Raw genomic sequence first — 15,271 nt, 5'->3', positions numbered from 1 at the left:
CGCTGCCTGGTCACCCCACACCAGCGTAGGAGTGCAAACCGACGGTAACCAGGTTAACGAAGAACAGGTTGAAGACCATGGCCACGAACCCGACGACGTTGACCCAGGCCGCCTTCCGGTCCCGCCAACCCGCGGTTGACCTGGCATGAAGGTATGCGGCATACACCACCCACGCGACGAAGGACACGGTCTCCTTGGGATCCCAGCCCCAATAGCGGCCCCAGGCTTCCTCGGCCCAGATGGCGCCGAAGATGACCCCGAAGCCGAACACCGGGAAGGCGAAGATCGTGGTCCGGTAGGCGATCCGGTCCAGGGTTTGGGCATCGGGGAACCGCTGCACGAGACGGGCGAGGGTGCCCTGCGCGTCGGGTTCGCCCCGCGGCGAGGTCCGCAACAAGAACAGGATGCTGGCGATGCCGGCAACCAGGAACACCCCCGAACCCAGGCTGACCACCGAGACGTGAATGGGCAGCCAGTACGACTGCAGTGCCGGCATCACCGGGGCCGCGTTGGCGTAGAGCCAGCGCCCGGACACCGTCAGCAGGATCAGGACCGGGACCAGCAGGAAGACCCACAGCGGCCGGTTCTGCGGGCGGCGCAACACCACCGCGCCGGCGACCAGCCCGGACATGCAGGTGAGGTTGATGAACTCGTACATGTTTCCCCACGGCACCCGCAGGGTGGCCAGGCCCCGCAGCACGATGCAGGCAGCCAGCAGCCCGATGCCGAGGTAGAGCACTGCCAGCCCGGCTCGCCCGACGCGTTCGTCGAACGGTCGCCGCGGTCCGTCGGTCACGATGCCCGGGGTGGCGCTGTCGACGGCGACCGATCCGGCGGCCACCGCGACCGGTTCGAGTTTGCGGCCGCGGACGTAGGCCAGCTCGAAGGCCAGCAGCAGCAGCGCCACCACCAGAGCCACCACGGCTGAGGTGAACGCCCAGTCGGAGTAACGGGCCAGGCCGATGTTGATGTGTGCGGTGTTCATCTGACGTCCTGCGGGCTCCTTCTGGCGGGCGCCGTTTCGGCAAGCCCGGCCAATAACCGCTCGGTCAGCCGCTCGAACTCGTCACCCCAGCCGGAGTTGTCGGTCCGCGCCAGGCCGCCCAGCTCGACGTTCACCGTACCCGCCGCGGGCGTCAGCCGAATCCACACCCGCCGCCGGCGCACCAGCAGCGACACCAGCAGCCCGGCCATCATCGTGACGGCGAACACCAGCACCCACGTCTGGCCGGGGTCGTGCGAGACCTGCAGGTTGACGAAGGGCACGGCGCCGTCGAAGCGAACGGTGGTGCCGTCCTGATCGAGGCGCACCTGTTCGCCGGCGCGCAGGTTGACCCGCTTTTCCTTGGTGAGCCGGCCCTGGTCGATCAGCCGGGGATCCAGGCTGAACAGCGACTGCGGTCGCCCGGTGTCCAGGCCGGTGTCGCCGCGGTAGATGTCGATGGCCACCGCGGGGGCGTCCAACGCCGGGAAACGCGACGACAACAGGGTGCCGTCGAGCTGCTCGGTCGGCGCCAGCAGGCCCTGGATCGCGATTTGGTGCCGACGGCGTTCTTCGGCGGTGGAATAGCTGCCGGCCGGCGGGTCGATGCGGATCACGCCCGACGACAGCAGGGTCTGCGGGTTGTCGGGCCGCCATTGCACGGTCGACGTGCGGGTCTGCCCGTCGGGGAAGGTCACGGTGAAGCTGGGAGCGTAGCCGTGGCCCTGCAGATACACCCGGTCCCCGCCGACCCGCAGCGGATGGTTGACCTCCAGCCGGTAGGGCCGCCATATGTTGGCCGCCAGATCGTCTCCGGCTTGATACGTGATGTCCGCAGCGAACGACGTGGCCTGGCCCGACGGCTGGTAGTGCGCCTGGAAGTCGTTGACCCGGATGCAGATCGGATGCAGCGACGTGCCGTCGACGGTGTTGCCGGCGCGAAACGAGTCGAAGGCCGCCGGCGAGGCCGAACAGAAGCCGGGACCGCCGTCGGCGATGACGATGACGTTGCCCTCGTAGCCGAACAGCTTGCCGACGGCCACCGCGACCAGCAGGCCCAGCAGCGAGAAGTGGAACACGATATTGCCGAATTCGCGCAGGTAGCCCTTTTCGGCGGAAACCTCGACGGTGTTGGGGATGGCCGGGTCATTGCGGCGGACGGCGGTGCGCCAGCCACGCAGCCTGGCCGCGATGGTCGCGGCCAGCGCGTCGGGGTCCCCGGCGATCTGGGAGCTGGCGTGCTTGGGCAGCCGGGCCAGGTTGCGCGGCGCGGCGACCGGGGTGGCCCGCAGGCTGCGGGCGTGCTCGATCATCCGCGGGGTCAGGCAGCCGACCAGCGACACGAACAGCAGCACGTAGATCGCGGTGAACCAGAAGCTGGAGAACACGTCGAAGGCCTGCAGCTCGTTGAGCCACGGGCCGATCACGGGGTGGGCTTTGAGATAGTCGTCGACCTTGCCCGCGTTGAGGCTGCGCTGCGGCAGCATTGCCCCGGGGATGGCAGCCAGCGCCAGCAGAAACAGCAGCACCAGCGCGGTGCCCATCGACGTGAGCGATCGCCAGGTGTTGCGCGCCTTCCCCGCGAGCAGCCGCAAAAGCCCCCCAAAACCGCCGGTTTTGGGAGCTTTTGCGGCTGCTCGCGAGCGGGAGGTGCCCCCAGCTCGCCCGGCTCGCCCGGCTACTCGCGCCGTCAAATCGGCAACCTCACGTCGGAGACGAAGGCGTCGCGCAGCCAGGACACGACGTCGTTCCACACGCCGGTGACCAGCGCCAGGCCGACGGTGATCAGCAGCACGCCGCCGAAGACCTGGATGGCCCTGGTGTGCCGGCGCAGCCAGCCCAGGCCCGCGACCGCCCCCGCCGAGCCGAACGCCAGCAGCACGAACGGGATGCCCAAACCCAGGCAGTAGGCGATCACCAGGACGATCCCGCGCGCCACACTGGCGCCGTCGGTGGCCGAAGCCACGGTGATCACCCCGGTCAGCGTCGGCCCCAGGCACGGCGTCCACCCGAGCGCGAACACCGCGCCGAGCAGCGGCGCCCCGGCCACCGTCGTCAACAGCCGCGGACTGAACTTGACCTGACGCTGCAGGGCCGGGATCAGACCCACGAACACCAACCCCATCACGACGGTCAGCACCCCGCCGATCCGCTGCAGCAGCACCTGGTTGCTGATCAACGTGGTCGTCATACCGAGCACGGCGACCGTGCCCAGGACGAACACCGCGGTGAACCCCGCGACGAACAGCGCCGCCGACCCCGCGACCCGCCACCGGGCCGCGGGCTGGGGCCGTGGCTCCTCGTTGACGCCGACCACGCCCGCCAGATAGGAAAGGTAGCCCGGCACCAACGGCACCACGCAGGGGGAAGCGAACGACACCAGCCCGGCCAGCACGCACACGCCCAGCGCCAGCAGCAGCGGCCCGGCGGCGGCGATCTCGGTGAAACCTGTCATTGGCGTCCCGGCGGGGGTTCCTCGGCAGCTACCCGCTGCACCACCGGCTGCAGATCCTCGGCCAGCAACTCGCGCAGAAACACCGCTGCGACCCGGTGCCGGCGATCCAGCACCAGCGTGGACGGAATGACGGTCGTCGGATACTTGCCGCCGAACGCGATCAGGGTGCGCATCGCCGGGTCGTAGATGGACGGGAACGTGACGTGCCGGTCGTTGACGAAATCCAGTGCGGCGTCGCGGCTGTTGTCGCGCACGTCGATGCCGAGGAAGGACACCCCGGATGCGTGGGTGGCGTCATACACCCGCTGCAGCTGGGTGACCTCGGCCCGGCAGGGCCCGCACCACTGGCCCCAGACATTGACGACGACGACCTGCCCGGGGAAGTCGTCGAGGGACAGCGTGCGCGCCGGGTCGCGCAGGTCCGGCCCGGAAAGCGGCCCCGGACGGCCGCGGCTGGCCGGCGGGTCGTAGAAGATGTCGGTCTTACCGCCGGGAGAGACGAATTCGAAGGTGCCGCCCTGTGCGACGGCATCGCGCCCGGAACAGCCGGTCAGCACGGCTGCCACGGCCAGAGCAATCGCGAGCCGCCGCACGCTCAGCAGCCCGCCGGTTCGGAGTAGACCACGTCGACCAGCCGGTCGCCGTCATAAACCAGGGAGGTCACCGACGCCAGCGAGCACTCGCGGCGCCGCGGGTCGTGCCACAGCCGCCTGCCGGTCACGTGCAGTCGCAGCGTCCAGACCGGAAGCTGGTGACTGACGCACACCACCTCGTGGCCGGCGGCGCGCGCCCGCGCCTTGTCCACCGCGGTCGACATCCGCTGCGCGATCTGGGTGTACGGCTCACCCCACGACGGGGTGAACGGGTTGCGCAGCTGCCACCACACCCGCAGGTCACGCCAGGCACCGTCACCGAGGCCGACGTGGCGGCCCTCGAAGAAATTCGCCGATTCGATCAGGTCGTGGTCGGTGTCCACCGGCAGATCGTGGCGGGCGGCGATGGGCGCAGCCGTCTCCTGGGCGCGTTGCAGCGGCGAGGCGATCACCGCGACGACGTCGCGGCCGGCCAGGAAGTCGGCGACCGCGGCCGCCTGCGTTCGGCCGGCATCCGACAGGTGGAAGCCGGGTAACCGGCCGTAGAGAACCCCGCTGGGGTTGTGCACCTCGCCGTGGCGCACCACGTGCACCCGGGTTTCTTCGGCCATCAGGCGCTGTCCTCTCGGGCGGCGGCGGCGGCCCGACGGGCCGCAATAGGCAGCGCGTCGGCGATCCGCTCGAACGCGGCGTCATCGAGGGCGGCCGAGACGAACCACGCCTCGAACGCACTGCACGGCGGGTAGACGCCCGCGTCCAGCAGGGCGTGAAAGAACGGGGCATAACGCCACGTCTGGCTGGCCCGGGCCGACGCGAAGTCGGTGACCGGCCGGTCGGTGAAGAACACGCTGAGCATGTTGCCGGCCCGTGGAATCTGATGCGGCACCTCGGCCTCGGTCAGCGCCTCGGCCAGCAGCGCTGCCAATCGGTCGGCATTGGTGTCCAGCGCCGCGTACACCGCGTCGTCGGCAGCCCGCAGCGTGGCCAGCCCGGCGGCCACCGCCACCGGGTTGCCCGACAGCGTCCCGGCTTGATACACCGGCCCCAGCGGTGCCAGCCGCTCCATCACCTCGGCGCGGCCGCCGAACGCGGCGGCGGGCAACCCGCCGCTCATCACCTTGCCGAAGGTGAACAGGTCGGCGGCCACCGGATCCAGGCCGTACCAGCCACTTCGGCTGACCCGGAACCCCGTCATCACCTCGTCGACGATCAGCAGCGCGCCGTGTTCGGCGGTGATCGAGCGCAGCGCAGCGTTGTAGCCCGGCCCGGGCGGGACGACGCCCATATTGCCCGGGCTGGCCTCGGTGATCACCGCGGCGATCTGCTCGCCGTAACACGCAAAACTCTCCCGGACAGCGTCGACGTCGTTGTAGGGCAACACGATGGTGTCGGCTGCCGCGGCGCCGGTGACGCCCGGCGACGACGGCAGGCCCAGCGTGGCCACGCCCGAGCCCGCGTCGGCCAGCAGCGCGTCCACGTGGCCGTGGTAGCAGCCGGAGAACTTGATGATCTTGGCGCGGCCGGTGTACCCCCGCGCCAGCCGGACCGCGCTCATGGTGGCCTCGGTGCCGGAGTTGACCAGCCGTATCCGCTCAACGGGTGCCACGCGGGCGATGATCTCGGCGGCCAGCTCGGTCTCGGCCGGCGTCGGCGCCCCAAACGACAGGCCGTTGGCGGCGGCGGTGGCGACGGCGTCGACGACGGCGGGATGGGCATGGCCGAGGATCATCGGTCCCCAGGAGCACACCAGGTCGACGTAGTGGTTGCCGTCGGCGTCGCTAAGCCGGCAGCCGTGCGCTTGGGTGATGAACCGCGGGGTGCCGCCGACGGCCGTGAAGGCGCGCACCGGGGAGTTCACCCCGCCGGCGATCACCGCGCAGGCGTCGGCGAACAGCTGCGCGGAGACGCGCGTCCGCGCGGTCGCCTGGTCCGTGCTGCCCATGACGACTAGTGTCCCAGCCGCCGCGGCCCGTTCAACTACAGGGTGTAAGAGTCCGCCGGCCGCGCGCGGGTGTAAGCACGCGCATGGCGGGGAAAGCATCCTCCATGGGCGTAGGCAAGCCAGCCAGAGTGGGCGCGGCATCCGCGGACCTGGTGACGGCAGTACTCACCGGCGGCTGCGGCAGCGACAACCCGGTGATCGACTCGTCCAACCGCGGCTCGAACTCCCACACCAAGGACACGACGGTGCAGAACGCCTACATCGTGCCCTGCTTTCAACCCGGATCGTGTGCGATACAGGTGGGTGACGCCGCGGCGCTGGCTTTCACGGCCACCAACAATCGCAGCACCGAATCGGAACACCTGCTCTCGATCGCCACCCACGCGGCCGATGCCGTGCACATCGCTCCGGCCGCGCCACTGGAAATCCCCCGGGATCGTCGATCGCGGCGGGACAACCGATCGAGCAGGTCGGTCAGGGCGCTTCGGACCAACCGTTCACCGTCAGCGTGCGTGGCCTTCGGGAATCCGCCAGGCCGGGTACGTCGGTGCTGGTGACCTTCGTCTTCGACAACTACGGCGACCTGACCATGCGGGTGCCCATCGAGGCGTGTCCCAACCAGCAGTAGCCCCGAGGTCGAAAAGCCATGGCAAACAACCGCTTTCGGCCGGATTCGACGCGGTGTGCATACGACCGGCCGGCACGGGGTAACCCTCTGACGACTGACAGTGACAGACAAAGACACGAACCGGGAGGAATGAGGACTGATGACCGACCGCGCGGGGGAACGCCCGACATCGAGCACCGGACAACGGCTGGTCGCATCGTTTGACACCTACCACGCGGCTCAGGAGTTGGTAGACCGCATGTCTGACGGGGGATTTCCCGTCGAGCACGTGCGCATCGTCGGTGACGGCCTGCGCACCGTCGAACAAGTCACCGGCCGCATGACCAAGGGCAAGGCCGCGCTCGCCGGTGCGGCCAGCGGCGCCTGGATCGGTGCGCTGATCGGCCTGCTGTTCCTGCTCTTTGCCGTCAGTCCGCTATGGCTGTGGGTGTGGGTGCTGCTGCTACCGATTGCTTTCGGCGCGCTGTGGGGGGCCGTCTTCGGCTTCGCGGCGCATGCGTCGACGGGTGGAAAGCGAGACTTCACCAGCGAGCAGAGCCTGCTGGCGCGCCGTTACCACGTCTATGTCACCGCCGAGTACGCCGACCACGCCGCCCACTTTCTGCCGGCAGCGCAGAGCGCGGCTCGCTGAAACCCGGCCTGAAAGTTGGAGACAGCCGAGCCGGCGCGGTGTACTACGTTTATGACGGCTGCCAGATTGTCGACGGGCGCGACGATTCCCGCACAGGTGCTGGAAACCATCACCGGCCGGTCCGTGCCGGTGCCGGCACCCCGTAGGCGCACCCATCTGCAGTTTCGCCGGTTTGCCGGGTGCCCGATCTGCAGTCTGCATCTGCACAGCTTCGCCGACCGCCACGACCAGCTCACCGACGCCGGTATCACCGAGGTGGTGTTCTTTCACTCGCCGGCCGACGCGCTGCGCGGATATCCGACCGTGCTGCCGTTCGCCGTGGTCGCCGACCCCGACAAGGTGCACTACCGGCGATTCGGGGTGGAGAGGAGCTGGCGTGCCCTGGCCAGTCCGCGTGCCTGGTCGGCTTCAGTCCGCGGCTACCGCGACGCGCTGCGGCATCGCCGCGACCCGGCTTACGCCGGCGTCGGATCTACTGACGGCACAACGCATTTGGGACTGCCCGCGGACTTTCTCATCGATCCGGAAGGCAGGCTCGTCGCGGTGCATTACGGGCGTCACGCCGACGACCAGTGGTCGGTCGACGAGCTGCTGAGTATCGATCGGTCGCTGGGGTAACGGCATGGCCAGCGAAGTCGTGGTCTACTGGCGTCCGGGCTGTCCGTTCTGTTGGCGCCTGCGCAGGGCGCTACGACGACGCCGGCTGCCCACCCGGGAGGTCAACATCTGGACCGACCCGGACGCGGCCGCGGTGGTCCGCTCGATCGCCGATGGCAACGAGACCGTGCCCACCGTCGTCGTCGGCGACATCGCCATGGTCAACCCGACGGCCGGCCAGGTCATCGATGCGGTCCGCAACCAGGCTCCGCACCTTCTCGCCCACGTCTCGTCTACCCGGTGGCCGTGGACATTTCGGGGGCCAAAGCTGAGGCGCCGTTAGCCCGGCCGGCCCTCGATGCTCACACCCCGCCAGAACGCCACGTGGTTCTTGATGTCGCTGGCCCGCGGGCTGGGGTCCGGGTAATACCAGGCAGCGTCCGGGTTGGTCTGGCCGTCCACCACGACGGTGTAGTAGTTGGCCACCCCTTTCCACGGGCATATCGACGTGGTGGGGCTGTCGATCAAATACTCGCGGCGCACCGATTCCGGCGGGAAGTAGTGATTGCCCTCCACCCTGACGGTCTGCGCCACTTCTGCGAGCACGGTCCCGTTCCATACGGCGCGAATCATCGGCCCACCTCCCTGTCGGTTTCGATAGTGCACGTTTTCGACAGCCGGCGCGGCCGATTGCCCGCCTTGAGATGTGCCGCCGGAAGCGAGTTGGATGGTGGCATGCAGTTTCCGCAACGGCTCGCCCGGTTCAACCGCCATGTCACCAATCCCATTCAGCGGATGTGGGCCGGCTGGCTGCCCCCGTTCGCGATCATCGAGCACGTCGGACGGCGCTCCGGCAAGCCGTACCGCACCCCGGTCAACGCCTTCGACGCCGCCGTCGACGGCAAGCCCGGCGTGGCGATCGTGCTCACCTACGGCCCGGACCGGGACTGGCTGAAAAACCTCACGGCGGCGGGCGGCGGGCGAATGCGCCGGCGCGCCAAGGTATTTGGCATCACCGATCCGCGGGTGGTGAGCATGGCCGAGGCGGCCTCGCACGTGACCCGCGGCTGGCGGCCAGTTTTCGCGCGGCTGCCGTTCGAAGACGCGGTGCTGTTTACCCGGACCTCCTGACTCCGGGCGATGCGGCTCACCGCGGTCCGGGAACACCCGGTCGCACTGCACGGAGGCCCCGCCAACGCCGTCGTCAACTTCGCCCACCACACGGTGTCGCTGGTGGCAGTGGTCACCGACGTGGTCCGGCACGGAAAGCCCGCCACCGGGGTGGCATTCAACTCGATCGGGCGATTCGCCCAGAGCGGGATCCTGCGTGACCGGATGACCCCCCGCCTGATGTCGGCAGCCCCGGACGCCCTCCTGGATCAATGCGGCCGGATCGACCCCGCCGCCGTCTTGGCAGCTGCGCTGACCGACGAGAAGCCGGGCGGCCACGGCGACCGGGCGGCCGCGGCCGCCGCCCTGGAACTGGCGTGCTGGGACCTTACCGCCAAACTCGACGACGAACCCGCCTACGCGACCATCGCACGTCATTTCGGGCGAACCCCGGCGCCCGCGGTCGCGGTGTATGCCGCCGGCGGCTACTACCACCCGGGACGCGGCCTGGCCGGGTTGCGCGACGAGATGCGCGGCTATCTCGATCAGGGCTATGACGCGGTCAAGATGAAGATCGGCGGCGCCGCGTTGCCCGACGACCTCGCCCGCATCGAGGCGGTGATCGACGTCGTGGGCGCCGAACGCATCGCGGTCGACGCGAACGGCCGGTTCGACCGGTCCGCCGCGACGCACTGGGCGACCGCGCTGGCGCCTTACGGCCTGCGCTGGTACGAAGAGCCCGGTGATCCACTCGATTTCGAACTGAACCGCGAGGTGACTGCCTACTACGACGGCGCGATAGCCACCGGTGAAAACCTGTTCTCGGTGCCCGACGTGACCAACCTGGTCCGCTACGGCGGCATGCGGCCCGGCCGCGACGTCTTCCAGATGGACGCCGGCCTGAGCTACGGGCTGGGTGAGTATGCGCGGATGCTCCAGGTGATCGAGGCGCACGGATTCGATCGGAGGTTCGCCTTCCCGCACGGCGGGCACCTGATCAACCTGCACATCGCGGCGGCCCTGGGGCTGGGCGGTTGCGAGTCCTACCCGGGAGTTTTCCAGCCCTTCGGCGGATATCCCGACGAGTGCGCGGTAACCGAGGGCCGGATCTCGCCGACGGACGCGCCGGGCTTCGGGCTCGAGCAGAAACCCGGCTTAGCCGACCTGATCACCGAGCTGACGGCATAGGAGCACCCCGGATGAAAATCGCGATAATAGGCTGCGGCGCAATGGGTTCCATCTATGCAGCCAAGCTGACCGCCGCGGGCAATGACGTCGTGGTCATCGATCGGCAGCGGGCCGGCGTCGAGCAGATCGCCCGACACGGGCTGCGGGTCACCGGACCCGGTTATGAGCAGCTGGTGCCGCTGCGGGCCGCCACCGCCGCCCCCGCCGAGGCGATGGACCTGATTGTGCTGGCCGTCAAGGCCGCTGATGTGGAAACCGCTGCGCGGCAGGCGCTTCCGATGCTGGGCGCCGCTACCGCGGTCCTGACCATCCAGAACGGTCTGGGGTCGGCCGAGACCGTCGCCGGTATCGTCGGAGACCGGCGGGTCGCGGTCGGGATCGCCAGCGGCTTCGGCGCGGCGCGGATCGCACCCGGGCACGTGCGCCACAACGCCATGCGCGCCATGCGGTTCGGGGCTTATGCGTCGCTGCCGCACGAGACCGTCGAGTCGATCGCCCGGGCCTGGACCCAAGCCGGTTTCGATGCCGCCGCGGTCACCGACATCGCCGCCATGCAGTGGGAGAAGCTGATCTGCAATGTGGCCTACAGCGCGCCGTGCGCATTGACCGCGATGACGGTGGGCCAGGTGATGGACGACCCGGAGATGGGCCCGGTGAGCCGCGCGGCCGCGACCGAGGCGTGGGAGGTAGCGCGGGCATCGGGTATTGCGGTGGCGGTGACTGACCCCGTCTCCCATGTCCGGGCCTTCGGCGCGGCGATGCCCGACGCGAAGCCGTCGGCCCTGCTGGACCACGAAGCGCGCCGGATCAGCGAGATCGACGTCATCAACGGTGCGGTCCCGCGGTACGGCGCCCGGGTCGGGGTGGCGACGCCGGTGAATGCGACCTTGACGGCGGTGGCCAAGTCGGTGGAAAAGCATTGGGGCGGCTGCTGATCCGAGGTCGGATATACGCCTGGTGCGTCGACGAGGCTGCGACCGAGAGAAGGGCGTCGATGACTGCCACCGCCTCTGCGCGGCCTGCGGCCCTCCCCGAATTCGGCACCATCACCGTCGGATGCGACTACCACTGTCACTTCAACCACACGTGTCTCCACGGGTAAGGGGGGTGGTGCCCGTCTTTCAGCGACAAGTCCATTGCCCCCTTCGGTTGTCGCTGCAAGGCAGGCAAATTGGGTACCGAATCAGTCAGCGCCCACGAGAACGATGTGATTGCCGCGGGGTGGGACTCCGAGATCGAGGCGCCTTCGATGAGCAGCCGCGATTAGTCGGTCGGCTGAGCGTCGCGCACTACGCGCACGGGAACAGCGCGGCCGCCTCGGCGGCCCGCGCCCACTGCTCGGTGAACAGCCGGCTTACCGCGTCCAGCGCCGGGGTCAGCGGTTCGATGGTCCGCGACACCAGGGCCCGCTCGTCGGTGGCGGCTACCGGATGCCAGTACACGCCGTCGGCGGTGACGGTCACCTCCGGAACCAGCGATTCGCGGCGCAGCGACAACCCCTTGGACGCAACGCCTTCCAAGGCGATCGGTCGCACCAGCTGATCCTCGCCAGCGATGCCGAGTGCGTCGAGGAACTCGTGAAATGCGGCCAGTTCGCCGGGCCCGGGGGCGGCGACCGTCGCGGCCACGCGTACCCGGAAGCCCAGCGACAACGCGAAACGGATTCCGGCGACCGCCTTTTCCCACGTCCCGGCGCCGCGATGCAAGTCGTGCAGCTCCGGCGTCGCCGAGTCCAGGCTGATCTGCAGGGCGAGCCCATCTCTGGGCAAGGATTCCAGCGCCCGGCGCGCCCGGCCTTTGAACACCATCCCGTTAGTCAGGACGGTGGTGGGCAGCGTCTCGACACAGGTCGAGATGATCGTGGCGATGTCGGGCAGCAGGAACGGCTCACCGCCGGTGAGGAACAACTCCCGTACCCCCCAGCGCGCGGCTTCACCGACAATGCGGCCGATTCGTTCGGCCCCGAGTTCGCGGTGCGCAGCCTGCGGCGACGAGGAGACACAGCAGTAGTCGCAAGACAGATTGCAATGAAAATTGGTATAGAGCCACAGCCGGACCCCGGGCAGCCGATCGGCGCCCAGCACCTCGGCGGGATCGGGCGGATGACCGCGCCGCACTATCACGGTACCGGCTCCCGCCTCGTCCAGGTCCGCACGCACCAGAGTGTTTCCGGTTCGGGCGCACCACTTTTCGGCAAGCTCTCGGTCGCCGGGACTGCTGACGGCAACCTCGACGGTGGCGCCCTGTGCAAGACCACCCACCTGGCGCATCAAGTCCAGGATTACCATCGCGGGTCGATACCCTGCTCCTCGACGGCCTCGAACAACGGCTTGTATCCATCCAGATGCGGCGGCACCCAGCGTCGTAACCCCTCGAGTTCCAATATCTTTCGGTGCTCGGGGTTCTCCCAGTTCATCGCCAGCAACCGGTCCAGCCACGGCTGGTACCGCTCGGCGGCCAAGGTGTCCAACGCGGTGAACATGCAGTGGCAGTAGCCGTCGGTGCGCCAGACTTCGGCCAGCGACTCCCCCATCAGCTCTGCGGCACCCATAGCCGCCCACGTCGAGCTCCCGATGGCCGCCACATCGGCCTCCCCGGCCAGCACGGCGTCCACCGCGTCCAGTTCGCTGCGGCCGGTGTCGCCGTGTTTGCCGATGTCGGTGTTGAATCGGATGACGTGCAAGGCCGTCTCGGCGATGCCGGCGCGCCGCAGGTAATACAGCGGCAGGATCGCTGCGTGCGCGGAGTCGGCGGACCCGAGCGCAAGACGTTTTCCGGCAATATCGCCCGCGCCGTGCAGTCCACCGCCGGCGCGCGCCACGAAGACGGTGGTGTAGTCCACGTCGGTGTCCCGCTGGGCCAGGGCCGTGCAGTGCCCGCCCGTCTGCAGCACGGTTCGCACATAAGCGAGGTTGGTGTTCCAGGCGATGTCGATGTGACCAGCAATCAGCGAGTCGACCAACCGCCCGTAGTGAGAGTAGAGCACGAAATCCATGTCGGTATCCGGGTTTTGGGAGTCCCGAAAGTAGCTTCGGATGCCCTCCCAGATCGGGACCACATTGGGCGTGTATGCCACAGCCCCGACAACCAGCGGTTCGGCTGACATATCCCTCCCTAGAACAGCGGCAGCCCGGTGACGGCCCGGCCGTAGAAGTCGTACAGTGCGTCGGCGGTCGGTGCCATCACCGCCCCGGCGCGAGCGTCGCGGAAAGCCCGTTCGATGGGCAGATGCTTGGAGAACGCCGCACCGCCACACACCCGCATCGCCGACTCGGTGATGGTCAGCGCGGCGTCGTTGACCGACGCTTTGACTCCCAGCACATGTGTCAGTGTGGTGTCGTCGGGCGAACTCACCCGGTCGGCGACCTGCGCCAGATATGCCTCCTGCGCCGCCAGCCCGGTGCCCATCCGAGCGATCTGGGCGCGGATCGTCGGCAACTCGGCCAGGCTCCCGCCGAGGTGTTCCAGCCGGGCGCTGGTGACGTGCTTGACCGCGGCGCTGGTGGCGGCGGTCGCCAAACCCAGTGACACGGCCGCATTTCCGAGGTTGAACCACGGCAGGACGGTTTCCATCATCATGCCGAATCCGCCGCCCGGCGGGCCCAGGCGATTGGAGGCGGGCACGCGAATGTCGACCGACATCGGCGCCGAGGCATTGCCGCGCAGACCCATCCCGGTGAAGGTGCCGGTCACCCGCAGGCCGGGCGTATCCGCCGGAACCGCGTAGAGATCAACGTCTCCGGCGACGCCACTGACCGAACCGGTGGAGACGACGTAGACGTCGGCGAACCCCGCCGACGTCACCCAGCTCTTGTCGGCCTGCACGACGACGGCGTCCCCGTCGGCCGTCGAGGTGGACACCGGCGCCCAGAAGTGCGAACGAGAGCCCTTTTCGCTGAACGCCAACGTGCCTAGTTTCTTGCCAGAAGCCATGTCCGCCAACAGATCCGGCAGGCCCGGCGGGGGCGCTGCGGCGACCGCGACGGCCGCGGCCACATGCATCAGATAGATCATGGCTGTCGATCCGCAGGCGGCCGATAGTTGCGCCACTACCTGCGTGAATTCCCTTGGGCTAGCAGCCATTCCACCGACATCGGCCGGTAGCACCAGACCAAGGAGGCCGTTGGCCCGCAGGGCATCCACCGACTCCACCGGAAACGAACAGTCGGCGTCCACTCGCTCGGCGTGTTCTGCAGCGACGGCAACGACTTGCGGAACAACCCCCGATGCGGTCATCACGCCCCTTTCGTCCATCCGATTCTTGGCCCCGCTGCCAGACTCACCACCGCCGCGCAGACGAAAACTACTGCGGTGGTGTTGGTTCCACCGAGCCATACCGAAGTCCCGGCTACTTGGACATAGATGGAGGCCGCGGCCAGCGCTGCTACCGCGGCGGCCGCGATCGCGATCACGCGCTGGCCGACCTTAGCCGCTGCCAGCATCGCCACTGCGACCGCGATCAGCACCACGGCGCCGCGCAGATTGTATTGGCCAAGTGAGAATTCCAGCGGCCGGATGCCGACGTAGGCGGGCCAACTACCGGCAAGACCGCGCCACACGGCGATCAGCCCGATCAGCAACAGCACGGTTGCCCAACCAGCCAGCAACCGCTGCGCGGCCGACCGGACTGCCGATGGGGTGCTCGCCGCGCGCACGGCGTCGACGGCGGCGTACCGGGTCGACGCCACGAATAACAAGACGACGTGGATGCCGAGCAGCATCGCATACGCCCACGGCCATTCCCCGGGGGACTCGGCGACGGAAAGGCCTATCGCCAGTGACTGCCCGATGCCGATCAGGGCAGCCAGCCGCACCGCCGTACCGGTCAGCAGGAGCACCGCCAACGCGGACTCGGCGACCAGCACCGCCCAACCGAAGGCGGTGAAGTACGGCAGCACCAGGTGCTCGACGGCCCAGCTGAATGGTTTGAACACCGGATGTTCGATCGCCAGATGGGTGAAGTGGTACAACCCGCTGTTGCTGCGCTGCCCGAAATCAGGTGGCAGTTTCCAGACCACGTTGTAGAGCCAGATCAAGCCGGCCAGCAGCCGCAGACCGGCCAGAGCTATCAGACCACCGGTCTCCGGCGCCGCGGCGGGAGAAAGCAACAATTTCGTTCCGCGACGAACGCCGGCCGTCCTCATG

18 protein-coding genes are annotated in these 15,271 nt (G+C 68.7%); 7 read left to right on the top strand and 11 right to left on the bottom strand.

The genetic code is table 11. The features are described from left to right. Positions 1-10: 10 nt before the first annotated feature. The 6 genes from ccsB to hemL form a co-directional block, all read right to left on the bottom strand. Complete coding sequence (ccsB, locus tag EET10_RS03700; RefSeq protein ID WP_036398644.1) at positions 11-985, bottom strand: c-type cytochrome biogenesis protein CcsB; 975 nt, start codon at positions 983-985, stop codon at positions 11-13. Then, positions 982-2,526, bottom strand: coding sequence for a cytochrome c biogenesis protein ResB (locus EET10_RS03695; RefSeq protein ID WP_036399544.1), 1,545 nt, complete (start codon positions 2,524-2,526; stop codon positions 982-984). The genes ccsB and EET10_RS03695 overlap by 4 nt, the downstream gene beginning before the upstream one ends. Positions 2,527-2,672: 146 nt before the next feature. Continuing rightward, positions 2,673-3,437 (bottom strand): cytochrome c biogenesis CcdA family protein, encoded by a 765-nt coding sequence (locus EET10_RS03690; protein ID WP_036398646.1) that lies wholly within the window; start codon positions 3,435-3,437, stop codon positions 2,673-2,675. Continuing rightward, positions 3,434-4,036, bottom strand: a complete 603-nt coding sequence (locus tag EET10_RS03685; RefSeq protein WP_036398648.1) for a TlpA disulfide reductase family protein — start codon at positions 4,034-4,036, stop codon at positions 3,434-3,436. The genes EET10_RS03690 and EET10_RS03685 overlap by 4 nt, the downstream gene beginning before the upstream one ends. Beyond that, a complete protein-coding gene (locus EET10_RS03680) occupies positions 4,033-4,641 on the bottom strand; it encodes a histidine phosphatase family protein (RefSeq protein WP_036398650.1) in 609 nt (202 codons plus the stop codon). The genes EET10_RS03685 and EET10_RS03680 overlap by 4 nt, the downstream gene beginning before the upstream one ends. Then, positions 4,641-5,972: a glutamate-1-semialdehyde 2,1-aminomutase gene (gene hemL, locus EET10_RS03675; protein WP_122501904.1), complete on the bottom strand. Its 1,332-nt coding sequence runs from the start codon at positions 5,970-5,972 to the stop codon at positions 4,641-4,643. The genes EET10_RS03680 and hemL overlap by 1 nt, the downstream gene beginning before the upstream one ends. A 104-nt stretch (positions 5,973-6,076) precedes the next feature. On the opposite strand from hemL, the gene EET10_RS03670 reads away from it, so the two are divergent. From EET10_RS03670 to EET10_RS03655, 4 genes are all read left to right on the top strand, one after another. Next, positions 6,077-6,529, top strand: coding sequence for a hypothetical protein (locus EET10_RS03670; RefSeq protein ID WP_136624708.1), 453 nt, complete (start codon positions 6,077-6,079; stop codon positions 6,527-6,529). Between the two features lie 210 nt (positions 6,530-6,739). Continuing rightward, entirely contained in the window at positions 6,740-7,231 is a 492-nt protein-coding gene (locus tag EET10_RS03665) for a YflT domain-containing protein (RefSeq protein ID WP_122501902.1), read from the top strand. Positions 7,232-7,282: 51 nt separating this feature from the next. Further along, on the top strand, positions 7,283-7,849 hold the full coding sequence (locus tag EET10_RS03660; protein ID WP_122501901.1) for a peroxiredoxin-like family protein: 567 nt from the start codon (positions 7,283-7,285) through the stop codon (positions 7,847-7,849). A gap of 4 nt (positions 7,850-7,853) precedes the next feature. Then, entirely contained in the window at positions 7,854-8,171 is a 318-nt protein-coding gene (locus EET10_RS03655) for a glutaredoxin family protein (protein WP_036398654.1), read from the top strand. On the opposite strand, the gene EET10_RS03650 is transcribed toward EET10_RS03655, so the two are convergent. Next, on the bottom strand, positions 8,168-8,461 hold the full coding sequence (locus EET10_RS03650) for a DUF427 domain-containing protein (RefSeq protein WP_036398655.1): 294 nt from the start codon (positions 8,459-8,461) through the stop codon (positions 8,168-8,170). The genes EET10_RS03655 and EET10_RS03650 overlap by 4 nt on opposite strands. Before the next feature lie 102 nt (positions 8,462-8,563). Here EET10_RS03650 and EET10_RS03645 point away from each other — a divergent pair, with 102 nt between their 5' ends. From EET10_RS03645 to EET10_RS03635, 3 genes are read left to right on the top strand one after another with little or no spacing between them, the layout of a single operon-like run. Further along, a complete protein-coding gene (locus EET10_RS03645) occupies positions 8,564-8,959 on the top strand; it encodes a nitroreductase family deazaflavin-dependent oxidoreductase (RefSeq protein ID WP_122502733.1) in 396 nt (131 codons plus the stop codon). A gap of 9 nt (positions 8,960-8,968) precedes the next feature. Continuing rightward, positions 8,969-10,126 carry an enolase C-terminal domain-like protein gene (locus EET10_RS03640; RefSeq protein ID WP_036398657.1) on the top strand — a complete coding sequence of 386 codons (1,158 nt, stop codon included), beginning with the start codon at positions 8,969-8,971 and terminating at the stop codon, positions 10,124-10,126. Positions 10,127-10,137: 11 nt separating this feature from the next. After that, entirely contained in the window at positions 10,138-11,061 is a 924-nt protein-coding gene (locus EET10_RS03635; RefSeq protein WP_036398659.1) for a ketopantoate reductase family protein, read from the top strand. A 354-nt stretch (positions 11,062-11,415) separates the two neighbouring features. On the opposite strand, the gene EET10_RS03630 is transcribed toward EET10_RS03635, so the two are convergent. From EET10_RS03630 to EET10_RS03615, 4 genes are read right to left on the bottom strand one after another with little or no spacing between them, the layout of a single operon-like run. Beyond that, on the bottom strand, positions 11,416-12,414 hold the full coding sequence (locus EET10_RS03630; RefSeq protein WP_036398661.1) for an Rv1681 family radical SAM protein: 999 nt from the start codon (positions 12,412-12,414) through the stop codon (positions 11,416-11,418). After that, on the bottom strand, positions 12,408-13,232 hold the full coding sequence (locus tag EET10_RS03625; protein ID WP_036398662.1) for an Rv1680 family SBP-like protein: 825 nt from the start codon (positions 13,230-13,232) through the stop codon (positions 12,408-12,410). Before EET10_RS03625 ends, EET10_RS03630 begins: the two co-directional genes overlap by 7 nt. Positions 13,233-13,240: 8 nt before the next feature. Further along, positions 13,241-14,362 carry an Rv1679 family acyl-CoA dehydrogenase gene (gene fadE16 / locus EET10_RS03620; RefSeq protein ID WP_036398663.1) on the bottom strand — a complete coding sequence of 374 codons (1,122 nt, stop codon included), beginning with the start codon at positions 14,360-14,362 and terminating at the stop codon, positions 13,241-13,243. Further along, positions 14,362-15,270: an Rv1678 family membrane protein gene (locus EET10_RS03615; protein ID WP_036399548.1), complete on the bottom strand. Its 909-nt coding sequence runs from the start codon at positions 15,268-15,270 to the stop codon at positions 14,362-14,364. The genes fadE16 and EET10_RS03615 overlap by 1 nt, the downstream gene beginning before the upstream one ends. Between the last annotated feature and the right edge of the window lies 1 nt (position 15,271).

It is taken from the genome of Mycobacterium pseudokansasii (assembly GCF_900566075.1).
Taxonomy (GTDB): domain Bacteria; phylum Actinomycetota; class Actinomycetes; order Mycobacteriales; family Mycobacteriaceae; genus Mycobacterium; species Mycobacterium pseudokansasii.
This window is presented reverse-complemented; position numbering and strand designations above follow the sequence as displayed.